The organism is Candidatus Schekmanbacteria bacterium, from assembly GCA_003695725.1.
GTDB lineage: Bacteria > Schekmanbacteria > GWA2-38-11 > GWA2-38-11 > J061 > J061.
In genome coordinates this window covers 1-15,957 of the sequence record RFHX01000227.1, presented here as the reverse complement: position 1 = coordinate 15,957, position 15,957 = coordinate 1, and the positions used below count along the sequence as shown (strand labels likewise).

General features: G+C 35.6%; 11 protein-coding genes. 9 read left to right on the top strand and 2 right to left on the bottom strand.

From position 1 onward, the window contains the following. The first annotated feature begins 244 nt into the window (after positions 1–244). The 8 genes from gshA to D6734_08835 all read left to right on the top strand — a co-directional run bounded on the left by gshA (position 245) and on the right by D6734_08835 (position 9,018). Positions 245–1,513: a glutamate--cysteine ligase gene (gshA, locus tag D6734_08870; protein RMF93988.1), complete on the top strand. Its 1,269-nt coding sequence runs from the start codon at positions 245–247 to the stop codon at positions 1,511–1,513. Next, positions 1,497–2,465, top strand: coding sequence for a hypothetical protein (locus tag D6734_08865; GenBank protein RMF93987.1), 969 nt, complete (start codon positions 1,497–1,499; stop codon positions 2,463–2,465). The genes gshA and D6734_08865 overlap by 17 nt, the downstream gene beginning before the upstream one ends. 175 nt (positions 2,466–2,640) lie before the next feature. Then, on the top strand, positions 2,641–2,931 hold the full coding sequence (locus D6734_08860) for a hypothetical protein (protein RMF93986.1): 291 nt from the start codon (positions 2,641–2,643) through the stop codon (positions 2,929–2,931). A 99-nt stretch (positions 2,932–3,030) separates the two neighbouring features. After that, complete coding sequence (locus D6734_08855) at positions 3,031–3,462, top strand: hypothetical protein (protein RMF93985.1); 432 nt, start codon at positions 3,031–3,033, stop codon at positions 3,460–3,462. A gap of 54 nt (positions 3,463–3,516) precedes the next feature. After that, entirely contained in the window at positions 3,517–5,520 is a 2,004-nt protein-coding gene (locus D6734_08850; protein ID RMF93984.1) for an ATP-dependent helicase, read from the top strand. A 4-nt stretch (positions 5,521–5,524) separates the two neighbouring features. Continuing rightward, positions 5,525–6,940, top strand: coding sequence for an HD domain-containing protein (locus tag D6734_08845; GenBank protein RMF93983.1), 1,416 nt, complete (start codon positions 5,525–5,527; stop codon positions 6,938–6,940). A 19-nt stretch (positions 6,941–6,959) separates the two neighbouring features. Beyond that, entirely contained in the window at positions 6,960–7,877 is a 918-nt protein-coding gene (locus D6734_08840; GenBank protein ID RMF93982.1) for a Ppx/GppA family phosphatase, read from the top strand. Between the two features lie 94 nt (positions 7,878–7,971). Then, positions 7,972–9,018: a hypothetical protein gene (locus tag D6734_08835; protein RMF93981.1), complete on the top strand. Its 1,047-nt coding sequence runs from the start codon at positions 7,972–7,974 to the stop codon at positions 9,016–9,018. A gap of 65 nt (positions 9,019–9,083) precedes the next feature. Here the strand turns inward: D6734_08835 and D6734_08830 are convergent, their stop codons facing one another. Continuing rightward, the gene (locus D6734_08830; GenBank protein RMF93980.1) at positions 9,084–10,064 is read right to left on the bottom strand and encodes a hypothetical protein; all 981 of its coding nucleotides are present in this window, start codon (positions 10,062–10,064) and stop codon (positions 9,084–9,086) included. 379 nt (positions 10,065–10,443) lie between these two features. Here D6734_08830 and D6734_08825 point away from each other — a divergent pair, with 379 nt between their 5' ends. Continuing rightward, positions 10,444–11,202 carry a DNA-binding protein gene (locus D6734_08825; protein ID RMF93979.1) on the top strand — a complete coding sequence of 253 codons (759 nt, stop codon included), beginning with the start codon at positions 10,444–10,446 and terminating at the stop codon, positions 11,200–11,202. A gap of 94 nt (positions 11,203–11,296) precedes the next feature. On the opposite strand, the gene D6734_08820 is transcribed toward D6734_08825, so the two are convergent. Beyond that, positions 11,297–15,940, bottom strand: a complete 4,644-nt coding sequence (locus tag D6734_08820; protein ID RMF93978.1) for a hypothetical protein — start codon at positions 15,938–15,940, stop codon at positions 11,297–11,299. Between the last annotated feature and the right edge of the window lie 17 nt (positions 15,941–15,957).

Below are 15,957 nucleotides of genomic sequence, written 5' to 3'. Positions count from 1 at the left end.
TCCACTCCTTCTTCTAATACATTTTTTTAAAGCAAGAAGGTATCAAAAAAATTTTATTTGAAACTGAGAGAGTGAGAAAAAATGCCTACTGTGGCTTTGATAATGATGAAAAACTACGAGGAAGCAAATAAGGATAATGATGGCAAATAGTAAATCTAATAGAAAACCGCGTAAAACATAAAGATTCCAAAATTGAACTTAACAATTAGAAATCTTATGGAATTTTTGTTATTATAAATTTTGAATAAAAGGACAATCAGTTGTGGATACAATAAAAGAGATATTCAGGATTATTACTGAGAATTCAGTTGATATAAAAAAGTGGATTATTGATATTACTGAAGGGAAGATACCTCCTATTTATTCCTCTCATGACATAAGAAATAGCGGATATAAAGTCTCTGCAGTGGATGCAAACGCTTTCCCGGCAGGTTTTAATAATCTTTGTGAAAACAGCTTGACAATATCCTCCAAAGCGCTCAAAGAATATATTGCCACTTACTATCCAGATGCAAAAAAGATTCTCCTAATTTTGGAAGAGCATACTCGCAATCCCTTCTATATGGAAAATGCATATACACTGAAGCAGATAATAAAAAATGCCGGTTTTGAAACACTATGCGCAACACTTTCAGATACATATAGAGAAGCGGAAACGGCTTCCAACAAAATATTGCAATTGCATCCATTATCAGTGGAATCATCAAAGGTAAGGGTTGATGATTTTATTCCTGACTTAATAATCAGCAACAATGATTTTTCAGCAGGGAAGCCGGAAAAGTTACTGAATATTGCTCAACCTGTTATTCCGCCTCCTGAGATGGGCTGGTATAGAAGAAGAAAGAGTGAGCACTTCAAAATTTACTGTAATTTGGCAGAAGACTTTGGGAAAAAATATTCAGTTGACCCATGGTTGATATCAGGATTTTATGACTATCAAGATGAAATAAATTTTAGGAAAAAAATAGGGTTCGAAGAAGCGGGAAAAAAAATAGATAGTCTAATCAATAAAATCCAAAAAAAATATAAAGAATATGGTATTAATGATAAGCCATTTGTTTTTATCAAAAACAATTCAGGCACATATGGAATGGCTGTAATGATAGCCGACTCAGGGGAATCATTTGTTTCTATGAATAGGGCAACTCAAAATAAGATGTCCATTGGTAAAAGTAAGATAACTGTATCGAGTGTAATAATTCAGGAGGGGATTCCTACTACGGATATGCTTGACGGAAAGGTTGCCGAACCGCTTTTCTACTTTATTGGAAACAAACCCGTTGGCGGATTTTTCCGTTTTCATTCAGAAAGAGACAAGACACAAAGTTTAAATGTCAGAGGAATGAGTTTTGCATACGATAGTCTCTGTCCGGAAGAGACAGGTTTTTTTTCTGTTTCGGGCAAGTCTAATGTTACAATCGAAAAGATAAAAGTCTATGAGTTTGCAGGAATTCTATCAACAGCGGCTCAAACAATAGAACTTTTAAATATTCAAAATGAACGAAAAAAATAAGTTGCGAATTGGCATAATATTAGATTCTGTTGAACGGCTTGAAATCAACGATGATACATCTCTCCTTCTATTTACAGAATTGAAATCTCGAGGACACCGACTCTTTTATATAAAACCCGAGGATATTTACTCATCCAATGGTAAGTTGATGATAAAGCTCAACTATGCTGAATATGACAATAACTTTGAGCTCAAGAAGACTGAAATTAAGAATGAAGAAGCCAAATCATTAGATGCAATTTTGATTCGGCTCGAGCCGCCCTATGATATAAATTACATCTTCCTCAACCAAATGCTTGCTTCCTTAAGAGAAAATGTGTTTTTTTTCAATGATCCTAAAGCGTTGACGAGCACATCTGAGAAACTATATATTTTGGATTATCCTAAATATATCCCTCCCACATTAGTTTCTCGGGATATTTTGCGTTTGAAGCATTTCGTTCTTTCTCATCAAAAAACCATAATCAAACAGCTCGATCTATATGCAAGCAAAAACTTGATGACTTTGACATCAAAAACAAAAGAGCCTCACCTATATCTCGAAAAGGCAACAGATAATGGGAAGAGATATGTTATGGCTCAAGAATTCATTCCTGCTATACATTCAGAAGGTGACAAAAGGATTATATTTCTTGAAGGGAAAATTTTAGGGTGTTATAGAAGAGTACCTGAAGAAGGAAATTTTAGAAGCGATCCAGATTTCGGCGGCAAGAACGACACTGCTGAGCTTAGTGAAAAGGAAATGAAGGTGTCTCTGGAGATTGCTAAAAAGTCCCTAAAGAAAGGCATTTACTTTGGCGGAATTGATATGATTGGTGGTTTTTTAACAGAAATAAATATTACCTGTCCTGCGGGAATAATAACTCTCAATCAACTTTATGGACTTAAGCTTCACGAAGAAATAGCATCATTTATAGAAAAAAATGCATATGAGCGAAAAAAGGATAGATGAATAGAAGATTTTTATTTTTGCAGAAATTTTGACATTTTCAAAAGTGCACCAAAATGGTGCAATGTGATAAAAAATCTTATTTGATTAAATGTTAATATTATTTTTTAACAAATTATCCACAGAGTTTTTCAATTTTTTCTGGAAAACTTTTTAAAGGAAAGAGATTGAGTGAAATATGAAAATGAAATGTTATTTTTGTAAAAAAGATATTGAAATATCAGGTAAAGTTTCTCGCAATGATACTTGCCCTCATTGTGGCAATGACATTCACTGTTGTTTAAATTGCACTTTCTTTGATGAATCGAAGCATAACAAATGCGCAGAAACGCAGGCAGAATGGGTTTCTGATAGAGAGAGAAGAAACTACTGTGAATATTTCAATCTTAAAAGCCAAGAAGATATGCAGGCAAGCGCAAAAGAAAAGGAAGAAGCTCGAAGGCGAGCAGAATCTCTTTTCAAAAAGTGACAAAAAAAATTGTTTTGATTTAAAAAAAATGTAGATTAAAATATGAAAAAATTTAAATGAAATAAAGTCCTCAAATCACTATGAGTTGAGTGGTGTAAAATGGCTATAAGTGAAGAAGAAGAAAAGCGAATAAGGCAAAAGATTCGAGAAGAGCTTGAAAATCAAGAGCGAGAGCGTCTTGAAGCGTTGAGGAAGCTTCAGCAATTCAAAGAAGAGCATGAAAAAAAAGAGAATGAGATTGATGAAAAAAAATTAGATGAATTGCGAAGGATTGAAATAATAGAGCAGGAAAAACAGGCATTCTACAAAGAAAGAGGTTATATCCCTGTCAAGGATAAGGCAGGTAACACCAAATGGATGTCAAGAGAAGAATATGAGCAGAAAAAGCATAAGATTCGTGTAAAACATAGAAAGAAGGGAAGTGATTTAAACCTCATTGAGTCAGGAAACCAATCAGGACTCAAGAAAATATTTTTAATCATTCTTGTAGTAGTCCTTTTTTCTATTTTTCTTACGCTTGTTATATTTTAAGATTTATCCGCATTCAAAAATTCAAACGTTTAAAAATAGAAATAAAATTTAAAGATGAAGAAATATCTTCTCAAAGAAATTGAAAAGCCCCTCAAAAGAGAAACAAAGGGAATAGATTTTTCCAAAGAGCTCAACGAAGCACAATTGGAAGCAGTTAATCATTTGGATGGACCTATTCTCGTAGTAGCAGGGGCAGGCAGTGGTAAAACACGCACCCTTGTTTATCGTGTGGCAAAACTTGTCCAAAGAGGCGTCAATCCTGAATCGATACTTCTTCTTACATTTACACGAAAAGCGGCGCAGGAAATGTTGAGGCGGGCATCGATGCTTCTCGATGACAGATGTGAGAAAGTTTCAGGCGGCACATTTCATTCCTTTGCCAATATGATACTTCGCCGCTATGCAGAATATGTGGGCTTGACACCCGAATTCACTATATTGGATAGGACTGACAGCACAGACGTAATTGGTATGATAAGAAGTGAAATAGACATTTCAGACAAAGGTAGGGTCTTCCCTCGAAAAAATACAATCTATGAGGTTTTGTCTTTGAGTGTCAACTGCGCTATTTCTACAGAAGAGGCAATTGAAAAAAATTGTCCCCATTTCAGGGATTTTGCAAATGAATTTAATCTCATCTTTTCAAAATACAGGCAATACAAGTTAGAGAATAATCTTGTAGATTATGATGACCTATTGGTGCTTTTGCTGAAACTTCTAAAAAACCATAATGAAATCCGAGAAAAGCTGTCAAATTTCTACCGCTATATTATGATTGATGAATATCAGGATACAAATGTGTTACAGGCAGAAATTGCAGAGCAATTGGCTTCGAATCATAAAAATATCATGGCAGTAGGCGATGATTCTCAAAGCATCTATTCTTTCAGGGGCGCAACCTTTAAAAATATAATGCAGTTTCCTCTTAAATTTCAAGGAACTAAAATAGTAAAGCTCGAGCAAAACTATAGGAGCACTCAAAAAATTTTAAATTTTACAAATACAATAATTGAACGGGCTAAACAGAAATATTCCAAAAAACTTTACAGTAATATTGAAGGTGGTGAGACACCTTCACTTGTTAGAGCGCCGGATGAATATACACAATCCCGTTTCATTGTCCAAAAAATACTTGAGCTTCATGAAGAAGGCGTCAATTTATCTGATATAGCTGTTCTTTTTCGTTCTGGAGATTTGTCATTTGACCTTGAATTGGAATTGAATCGCAAAGGAATACCTTATGTAAAATATGGCGGATTCAAGTTCATTGAAACAGCTCATGTCAAAGATGTTGTTGCTCACCTCAGAATCATTGCCAACCCTCTCGATGTAATAAGTTGGTCAAGAGTATTGTTGTTAATCGAGGGATTGGGCTCCAAATCAGCTATGAAGATGATTAATCTTATCAAGGAAGATTACAAAAATAGGGAAAAAATTCTTGCACTCGCCAATAAAAAAAATAAAGAGGGACTTTCAAAACTTCTTGCCCTTCTTACTAAAATTGAAAAAGAATATTCTAAACCATCAGAACAGCTCGCAGAAGTTGTTGAATATTACGGTCCAATCATAAAAAAACTGTATGACAATTATCCAAAACGAATAAAAGATTTAGAACATCTCATAACGATTAGTGAAAGATATAAGACTCTCAAATCATTTCTTACTGACATGGCACTTGACCCACCATCTGAAAGAAAAAGTATCTCCGATGTTACAGCCGAAGAAAAAATAAAGGACTTACTTACGCTATCAACAATACATTCTGCTAAGGGTCTTGAATGGCATACGGTTTTTATAATCTGGACTCTTGAAGGAATATTCCCATCAAGCTATTCATTATGGAGCGAAGATGAACTCGAAGAAGAAAGAAGACTGATGTATGTTGCTTCAACAAGAGCCAAGAAAAACCTGTATCTCTCCTATCCAATCAATATTATAGAGAGAGGGACAGGACAGCTGCTTACAAAACCTTCACAATTTGTAGCAGGTATCAGTGATTCAATTTTGGAGCATATGGCTATAGTTGAAGAGGAAGAAGATTTTCCGAAATGGGAATAGAAATATGACGAAAGAAAAATTTCCTTTTTATGAAGGAAGTGCAGTATTTGCTGACCCAATCCATACATACATAACATTCACCTTGCCCAATTCTTCGACAGAAGCATCAGAAAAGGACCTGATTGACACACCTTGGATGCAGCGTCTCAGAAAGATTTATCAGCTTCAAAGTCTTCGATGGGTATTCCCATCAGCAGAGCATAGCCGTTTTCAACATTCACTTGGAGCAATGCATCTTGGCGGACGAATGGCAAAGCAGCTCTATCCATCACTGAAGAAATATTCTCGAAATTGCCCTTCATTCAATTTTATTGAAGAACTTTTACGCATAACAGGCCTTCTTCACGATATTGGCCACGGACCTTTCGGACATTTTTTTGACGAAAATTATCTCGATAAGTTTCATATAACCCATGAAGATTTAGGGAAGAAAATTATTTTCGAGAAACTTTCCGACATTATTTTGAAAATAAAACGAAGTCCGTCAGGAAAATTTATGAAAGGTGAGGTAATACAGCCTGAGTATCTTGCATTTTTAATAAAGAAAGAAAAAGTCAAAAAAACAAAAAACTATCCAAAATGGCTTACACTGCTTTTGCCTTTGTTCAATGGCATATATACGGTCGACAATATGGATTATGTCCTTCGCGATTCATATATGTGCGGCGTGAAGATAGGGCCTGTTGATATCGAGCGTTTGATTTATTATACATTTTATTCCTCCAAGGGGTTGACAATCCATAAATCGGGCACATCTGCGCTTACAATGTTTTTGAATGCACGGCTTTATCTCTATTCTAATGTTTATTATCACAGGACAACAAGAGCAATTGACCATCATCTTAGGGAAATATTCAGAGATACGATTACAATAATGTTTGATGGAGAAAATCCTGCCAACAATTTGAATAGATATTTGAATTTGACTGATTGGTCTTTGACAGAAACGGTTACATCATGGAAAGATTCTATGGATTTCAAAAAGAAGATGTTGGCAAAGGAATGGTCATTGATACTTCTTAGAAAACCTAAATGGAAACTTGCATTTGATTATACACGCACCGCCGATGTGATGAAAGCAGGTGTGCCTGTCATAAGCGAAAAGGAGTGGGCAGAGAGAATACGAGAGAATCTTCCTGAAAAGCTAAAAGATTTATCATTTTCAGTTGATGTGCAGGAACAGGATCCAAGACCAGAAAACCCACTTTCTATGGGCAATCAACAGATTTTTGTCTTTGACCCAAATTCAGAAAGCATATCAAAAGAGGTTTTATTGAAACTTTTCGAATTCATTCCCTCGAAACTTTTTCATTACAGAGTTTTTGCTTTAGACCATAAAAATGACAGAATATTAGGTAAAATTGCAATGGAGTCGCTCGGATATTCAAAAAAAATCCAAAAAACTGAAACAAATATCTAATCCATTACTATAGAATAAAATGGACAACTGCATAGAAGCATCGATTGATTTAGGCACAAATTCAGCCCTTCTCTTGATAGCAAAAAAAAATGGCAAGAAATTGGAAGTTTTAAGGGAAGAATTACGCATTTGCAGAATAGGGGAGGGCACTAACAGGAGTGGAATATTAAACGACGACGCTGTAAATAGGACTATTAAAGTTTTAAAGGAATATAAGAAGATTGCTGAAGAATACAATGCCTCAAAGATAATCGTTGGGGCAACAAGCGCATTGAGAGATGCCAAAAATTCAAATACTTTTATTAAAAAGGTTAAAGAATTACTTGATATCAATATTCAGATCATTTCAGGTGAGGAAGAAGCTTTGCTCACTTATTATTCAGCTATACAGACATTTCCTTCAAATGCGCACAGCGCGCTTGTCGTAGATATCGGTGGAGGAAGCACGGAATTTATAATCGGAAAAGGAGATAAAATAAAAGACTTGAAAAGTCTTCGATTTGGATCAGTGCGTCTTACGGAAGAATTCATTAAGAATAATCCTCCTTCAGAAAAGGAGATAGAAAATCTCAAAGAATCCATAATAAAACACCTTTCTGTCCTGCATAAGGATAGTTGGCGCGGAGATTGTTTGATTGGAATTGCAGGCACTGTAACTACTGTGGCACAGATGATTAAAAGACAAGAAAATTATATTCGAAGCGAAATTGAGGGATTTGAAATTGGAATAAATGAATTGACATCTTTAATTGATAAAATCAAATCAATGACAACAGAAGAAAGAATGAAATTACCGGGACTTCACCCTGCACGGGCAGATGTAATTGTTAGCGGTGCTCTGATTCTAAATGAAATAATGAATTATTTTGGCTACGATAAGGCATTGACGAGTACAGGCGGCGTTAGGTACGGATTATTGCTTAGAGAAAATTTTTAATGCATTGCAAAAATTTTACATTGTTATAGATTTTTTTTTACAATGAATATGTAGAAGCGAGCAAAAATCAAATCTATATTTAAAAGGAGGATTAATGATGAAGAAACCTTTTGTATTTTTATTTATGCTTTTTATGACACTAACGCTGATTGCTTGTTCACAATCAAAGAAAACTCCGCAATCAAAACCCTACAAACCTGCAGAGAATTTTACATTTGAAAATGAATTTCCAGTAAAGAGAATACCCAACTTTCCACGGGCGGCAGAATCTTACTTTTCACCTGACGGGAAAAGTATCATCTGCCAAGCAAAGATGGATGATGACACTGCATATCATGCCTACACAGCTACTATTGATGGGAAAAATATTCGCAGAATAAATGACAAGGGAGAAGACGCTTGTAATTTTTATTTTCCCTCAGGAGATAAGATTGTTTGGACCTCTACGAGAGACCACTTGGATATGCCCAAAGGGGATTGGTCTGATTCAACTCAATATCCTCAAGGCGCTGAATTATATATCTCCGACCTTGAAGGTAAAAATATAAAAAGAATTACCAATAATAAATACTATGATGCTGAGGTATCAGTTTCCCCAGATGGCAAATGGATTCTGTTTGGAAGGCAAATCAATGGCAATATGGATTTGTGGCGTATGAAATCTGACGGCACAGAAGAGTTCCAAATTACACACACTCCAGATTGGCAGGAAGGCGGTGCATTTTATATGCCTGATTCTGAAACAATCATATATCGTGCATGGAAAAAGGAATATGACGGACAAAGAAGAAAACCAATGACGATTTTTACAATCAAGCACGACGGCACAGGACTAAAGCAGATAACCCATGACGATGGAACGAATTGGGCTCCATATCCACATCCTGATGGAAAGCATTTTGCCTTTGTCAAAGTTCTGCCGCCTTCAGACCCTGCAATCCCAATGCCAAACTTTGAAATCTTTATGATGAATTTAGAGACTGGCAAACAAACGAGACTTACATACTTCGACGGATTCGATGGATTCCCAAGTATATCCCCTGACGGCAAGACGCTAATGTTTTCATCAAGTAGGGCAACGCCTCCTGGTGAAAGAGCGCTTCAGCTTTTTCTAATGGATATAAGCAATTTCAAGGATTGATTTTATCAAAGATAAAGGAAAAGGAGGAGTGAGTATATATCCACTCCTCCTTTTTTATCTGTCGATTAGTTTTTAAGGCATTCCGCTATTTCATCAACAAGGGGTTTGCTTCCAACATACAATGCTGTCCTCTGGTGATGTTTTTCCGGCTGTATTTCAAGAATGGGAGTCCCATTTTCATCTATAGCATGACCGCCTGCCTCACGGCACATAAAGGAGACTATTGCCGCTTCATACATTAGTCTAAGTTTGCCTTGGGGTCTATTTTTCTTGGGGTCAGGATGATTTACGATTGCAGGATACATAAACATTCCGCCATTTCCCAAGAGACGATGAAAATCACCGGCAAGCGCGCCAAGGTAACGAAAGGCATATTTCTTTTCATTCTCTTCTATCCACTTCTGCACTGATTCTCTAAAAGTATATTTATTTGCCGCATTGAAAGAAAGCTCCCACTTCTTCCTATCTTCCGGCAAAAATACTCTTATCGGTTTTACGAATGTCATTGTTTCATCAATATGAAATCGCCAACATCCGGCATCTCTCAAAGCTATGGTAAATGTGCCTGTCGGAATCACAAACATACCTGCTGCAATATAATCTTTACCGGCGCGCAAGTGTCCATCTTCGGGTCCCTCGAGATTTCTCTTTGCTATTCCAAACATAAAGCCGACGGGCAGCATATGAGAAACATTGGAGGAGCCATCTAGAGGGTCAAAGTATATAAAATATCTGCCGTTTCCTGTATCCATTGGTATTATATCTTCTGCTTCTTCACTTACTGCATGTATGACCCTTTTCGATGCTTTCAAATAGTGAATTACTATCTCATGAGCAATTTGGTCCATTCGCAGTACATTTTCTCCTTGAATATTTATTTTTCCGGCGCCTCCTAAATTACCTTTGAGCGCCCCTGTAACATAATAGTGCTGAATGTGTTTTGCGGCACTCAGGATAGCGTCCATTAAAATTAAAAAGTGGTATGTGCGGTTATATTTTTCTTGATGGTGGTAAAGAAAATTCATAAAGGTCTGTTCAAACTCCATCGTCTTCCTCCTCTTCAAAAAAAATTACATTGAAGCAAATAATTGACAAAATAAACTATAAAAGTTTAAACAATCATATTCAAGGGAAGCTTTTCTTTTTTAAGCGACAATTTAAATCTAATACAAGAACAAGTAAAAATCAATCTGTTATAACTATATTTTGGCAGACCCTTATTAAAAAACTTCTTATCCAACTAAAATGAAAAAATTCCTTAGACAGACAAGTTCAAATTGAGAGGCATAAAGATGTTGCATCCTGCTACTTTTTCGAAGAATCATCGTTTCATTTTTCAAAAACTCTTGTCTCTTTTCCCAAAAAGTATTATTCTGCACAATAAAGATGAAATAGACAGTTGATTCATTGATAGGAGGATAGATGATGAAACATTTGTTGAAGCTTTTTTTCGTATTTTTAACTGTAATCCCATTTATCTTTTCTTTTAGCGCTTGTTCAAATAAAGAAAAGGGTAATAAAAAAGAGAGTGTTCCTGAGAAAGAAGCGTCAAAATCTGTGCCTTCACCAGTGAAACCAATAACAGGTAAAGTCAAGGAAACATTCAATAGTGGAGGTTATACTTATATAAATCTTGAACAGGAGGAAGGCAAGACATTATGGATTGCAGTCCCGGAAATGAAGGTAAAAGAAGGTGAAACAGTAAATCTTATGCCCGGCACTGAAATGCACAACTTTACAAGCAAAACTCTCAACAGAACATTCGAAAAAATTATATTCTCTCTCGGTCCTGTTGGAGAAGCAGAAAAGCTTATGCAGGGAACTGAAAGAAAAGCTACAGACATTCCTGAAGAACCAATAAAAGTAGAAAAAGCAAAAGGGAAGAATGCTTATACTGTTGCTGAAATTTATGAAAAGAGGAAAGAGCTAAATAATAAAACAGTAAAAGTAAGAGCTAAGGTTGTAAAGGTGCTCAGTAATATAATGGCTAAGAATTGGGTCCATCTACAAGATGGCACAGGCGATTCTTCAGAAGGCACAAATGACTTGGTAGTAACAACAAAAGATCTCCCTCAAACGGGCGATATCGTCATAGCAGAAGGGGTAGCGGCAAGTGATAAAGACTTTGGGTCAGGATATGAATATAAGGTAATAGTAGAGGATGCAAAAGTCAGAAAAGATTAACTCAAAAAACATTTCATTGCTAACTTAAAAAGAAAGACATTTCTCAAAAATATTCATTGAGTTCATCTTTATTTTATTATTAAGATTGAGATTTTTACTGAATTGCCGGCGATATGACAATATTATTGTCTTTGTTGGTTTCTGAAATTTTGTTTTTCGGATCGATAACAGCAATGAAATGATTTGCTTTGTTCTTCTTCTTTAATCTCCGTTCAATGGTTATTTCGACCTTATTTTCGTCAGGTGTATCAAGAAAAGCAAGGGATTTTGAAAATATTTTTTTGTCTTTCTTGTCGAAGAAATAGTCTTTTGATAAATAAACATCCACAGAAGTTTTCTTCGATATAGTTCCTCCTATGTTTCTGATTTCGATGGTTCCACTTATCATTTTCTCTCTCTTACCTGCATCACGCGATTCTACTGATAGCCATTTCCCAAATAGGTCAGCTTCGGCATTTTTCAACTGGGAAATCGTAATTCCGTTGTAAAGACCGCCTATTTCTGAAAAAATGAATTTTTTTCCTGATAAATAAATATCCCACGGGTCAAATGGAAGTTTTTGAGTGTTTAAGAGTTTTATGTTTTCAGCATTGCTTGTATCAAATAGGAAAAGTTTTTTTCGTATGGATGTAGCGTAAACTTTATCTCCCGTTGCAAAAATTGTGTTCAGTTTTTTCTTCTTGGAGTACCTTCCTATTTTTTTGGGATGAAGTGGGTCGCTTATGTCTAATATAATAAATCCTTTATTTCTAAGGATATAAGCTTTGTCATTTACAATGTGAATATCTGATATATCATTCTTGCCGGGAATTTTGAATATCTTTACCTTTTTTGGCTTTGTTAGCATACTGATATCGAAAATAGAAATATAATTTCCGGATAGAAAATATAGATAATTATCCTTTAATAGGACTTTATCGAATGGAAATTTAATTTTCATCCTGATGATACCATTAGGAGATTCTGGAAAATTTATATCATAAAGGATAACGTCTTTTTTATACCATATGAGCAGAAGGTTGCCATATATAGAAAATCCGAAAGGCTTCTTCGGATGCTTTATTTCATTCTCTATAACGAGATTATTAGAAAAATCTGTCATTTTTAGAGTTACAACATTAGAGTTTGCAGATGAAGTAATAAGATAGTCATTTCTTGCACATATTTTACCTACTTCTTTTAATCCTTCATAGCTACCTAAAATTACCGGCAATTGGCCATTAGATACTTTCAATATGATTACTGAACCGTCATTATAATTACCTGTATAAAGTTTACCATTTTTGCAGAAAAGAGCTTTTGTTCCTTGAGGAAGGTTATAAGTCGACAGAAGGGAGGGATTATAAGGATCCGATAAATCTACAATTCCAACTCCTTTATTCCAATGGGCAAGATAGGCATAATTGCCCGACACCGTGAAGTTGTGGGCTTTGAATATTTTTGTCTTACCTACTAAAGAAATATTTGTTGGATTAATCACATCAAGCATTACGAGCCCTTTATTCTCTGTGAGAAAGGAAAGGATATTTCCTGATATGTGCATTTTGCTTATATTATCCGTGTATTGATAACTTCCAAGTATTTTTGGATTTTTGGAAGTGGAAATGTCAACGGCTAAAACTTTATTGCCGCTAGTTAAGCAATATGCAATCGTATCAGAAACAATAACTTCATTGATAAATGATGATTCATCAATAAGTTCACCAACAAGAAATGGTGTGTTTTTATTGCTTATATCGAGGATTTTTAATTTACCATCACTAACGATAAAAGCCTTCTCATCATATACATCAAAATTGTATGTGTTCTTATTTGAAAAATATGAGGACGTTATTTGAGGTGAAGACGGAGAACTTAAATCAATTATCAAAAATTGATTTGTCCCACCTGACACATAGCCATATGAACCTAACACTTTTATCTGGTTGACATCATAAAGGGGTAAAGATGCAAGTATAGTTGATGTTACCGAAGAAGTAATGTCAAGGACTGATAATCCACCCTCATTTACTATATATACATATTTTCCATCAGAGGCTATGTCATTGACACCTCCTGCGCTGTAAAAATGAAAGTCTTCTGTAGTAATGACAGGCATTGTGTTACGGGTGCCTTCCTGACGAATCGTAAGTTCTTTTCCACCTATGATTGCGGAACCTTCCCTTCTTTTTTCATTTTCGTTTTTATCAATGCTCAATGTGACGAAGCTTTTATCCCCAGCATTGGTAGTTGTGACAACTGATATCCAATCGGTCAAAACAGATACTGTGGGGATACAACCGGTTATGGTGGATATAGTAAAGGCAATGTTTCCCCCCATTGAATTTAGGATAGAAAAAGACGATTCTGATATGGAGAAAGTGCAAGGGCGGCCACCCTGTTTAATCGTGAATTCATTTTCTCCAACAGAGATTGTCGCAGTTCGGGTAATGGCTGTAGGATTTTCTTCTACTGAAAAGTAAATGGTGTTATCTATCGTGTGATTGATTAAAACCCAGTTTGAGTTGCTTTCAGCATTCCAAAAACATCCATCAGGCGCAACTACTGTTGTTGAAAAAACTCCGCTTGAATATGGAATATTTATATGGTCTGTTTTGAATGAATAATCTCCGTTACATTCGCTTCTCTGTTGTGTAATTTGAATTTTTTCTTCATTAATTATAATTGTTCCTATCCTATCAAAAGAAGATGTGTTTGGACTTACGGAAAAATCGATTGTCGCATTTCCGCTTCCGCTCGTATCTGAATTTATCGTTATCCAGCTTGAATCGGAAATTACATTCCAAGTCGATGTTATTGGCACGGTTATGCTTATTGATTCTTCTCCTCCTGCTGAGTTTAAAAGTAATTTATTTTTTGAGATAGATATTTGTGGCAAATTGTTTTCTAAAATTTTCAGCACTGCAACGCCCGAAAACTCGTCGGCAACAAAGACATAGTTATTCTTAACTAAAATGTCATTGGCATTTCCAAGAATGTCTTTTGCCACTTCAAGTTGTGGACTTGTCGAGTCTGTTATGTCAACAACAGCTACACCATTTGTCCCGTTTGCAAGATATGCATAATTACCGGAAATAAATATTCCGTGAATTTCTCCCCCCGTATCTAATTGTCCGATAATTGTGGGCAAAAGGGGATTGTTTACATCAGCAATTATCAACCCCGATTCGGCGGTCGCTATATATGCTTTATTGTTGGCAACAGCAATGTCATATACGCTATGACTTGGTAGTGAAAGCGAGCCTTTAAATGAAGGATTCGAGCGGTCATTTGTATCGATTATAAACAAACTGTCTCCATTTGAAAGATAAGCCTTATCATAACTCACATCAAAAACACCTGCAGCCAAATTTAATGAAGCAGATATCTGCGGAGAAGCTGGATTGCTTACGTCTAATATTTCAAAGTAAGGCGATGATGAATTTTTAACGGAATTTATAAATGCATAATTCCCTATGACTCCTCCAATCCCTTTTGCATCAGAATATGAACCGATTTTTGAAGGAGTTTGAGGACTGCTTATATCTAATATGCTAAGACCATTTCCAAATTTAGAATCGCAGGCAAAAGCAATAGTTCCAGAAATAATTAGATTATCCATAGTTAATGGATAGTTAGTTATTGTGACAAGCTGTGAGGTTATAATTTGCGGTATTTCCATCATTGAATATCCAATGTGCTTATTGACTGAAAAAAGGGTATCTCCAGAAATACTGAATTTTATGGCGCGTGCTGTCGTGTTAAATCTTCCCAGAAGAGTAATGTTAGAAGGATCACTGATATCTATGATAGCAAATCCTTGTGAGTCAATCAGATAACCATTATTTCCTGAAATATCAATTTTACTGGTTCCTCCCTGAATTGAAAAGGTGCCGAATGTTGAAGGTGAAGAATGATTACTAACATCAACTGTGATGATTCCGGTTTTGTTTGACGCAACAAATGCAATACTCCCCGAAATACTGACATCATTGAGATAATCTGAATTATTATAGGTGCCAGCTCGTAAAGGTGCCGATGAATCGCTAATATCGAGAATATCCATACCGCTGTAAGGTTTGATAATATAGGCATAATTTCCGGACAGGTACAGAGAGCGTCCTGAATATTTATATGACCCAAGTAACACAGGCGATAAGGTGTTGCTTATATCTACAATCTGAAAACCGTTAATGTAAGCACCGTTGCTTAATATGTAAGCTTTATTGCCTTCAACTTCCAAATCAGTAAAACTACTGGAAGAAATATTCAATGTGCTCTTTAGCACTGGCGAATAGGGAGTTGAAATATCGAGAATTTCCAAGCCGGTATTTGCCACAAGAAGATAAAGTATATTTCCCGAAAGTATCAATGATTTAATATTATATTTCGTTAAAAACAATCCTAAAAATGTGGGAGCTGTTGGATTGGCAATGTCGAAAGTGTACAATTTTTTACCTGCGGAAGTACACATTTTTCCGCCTGATATGGAAATTTTCTCAAACCTGCCGTAATCATTCAAAACATTGACTATCTGAGGTGATGCAGGATTGGATATGTCCAATATTTGAAGCCCGTTTTCAGTGGTGATATAGGCGTAATTGCCAACCACCTGAAAATCATTGAATTTGCCTCCTACATAGCCAACCAAATCAAGGTTAATGGAATGGGAGATACGTGTGAAAAAAAATAATGAAAAGAACGTAAGTAAAATCAAAAAGATAGTAGAAATATCATAATTTCTCTTTAAATTAGACATCTAATTACATTTATAGT

Excerpts from the sequence above, each read along its gene's own strand:
- D6734_08865 (RMF93987.1), top strand. The coding sequence starts at position 1,497 with ATGAACGAAAAAAATAAGTTGCGAATTGGCATAATATTAGATTCTGTT.
- D6734_08860 (RMF93986.1), top strand. The coding sequence starts at position 2,641 with ATGAAAATGAAATGTTATTTTTGTAAAAAAGATATTGAAATATCAGGT.
- D6734_08855 (RMF93985.1), top strand. The coding sequence starts at position 3,031 with ATGGCTATAAGTGAAGAAGAAGAAAAGCGAATAAGGCAAAAGATTCGA.
- D6734_08850 (RMF93984.1), top strand. The coding sequence starts at position 3,517 with ATGAAGAAATATCTTCTCAAAGAAATTGAAAAGCCCCTCAAAAGAGAA.
- D6734_08845 (RMF93983.1), top strand. The coding sequence starts at position 5,525 with ATGACGAAAGAAAAATTTCCTTTTTATGAAGGAAGTGCAGTATTTGCT.
- D6734_08840 (RMF93982.1), top strand. The coding sequence starts at position 6,960 with ATGGACAACTGCATAGAAGCATCGATTGATTTAGGCACAAATTCAGCC.
- D6734_08835 (RMF93981.1), top strand. The coding sequence starts at position 7,972 with ATGATGAAGAAACCTTTTGTATTTTTATTTATGCTTTTTATGACACTA.
- D6734_08830 (RMF93980.1), bottom strand. The coding sequence starts at position 10,064 with ATGGAGTTTGAACAGACCTTTATGAATTTTCTTTACCACCATCAAGAA.
- D6734_08825 (RMF93979.1), top strand. The coding sequence starts at position 10,444 with ATGAAACATTTGTTGAAGCTTTTTTTCGTATTTTTAACTGTAATCCCA.
- D6734_08820 (RMF93978.1), bottom strand. The coding sequence starts at position 15,940 with ATGTCTAATTTAAAGAGAAATTATGATATTTCTACTATCTTTTTGATT.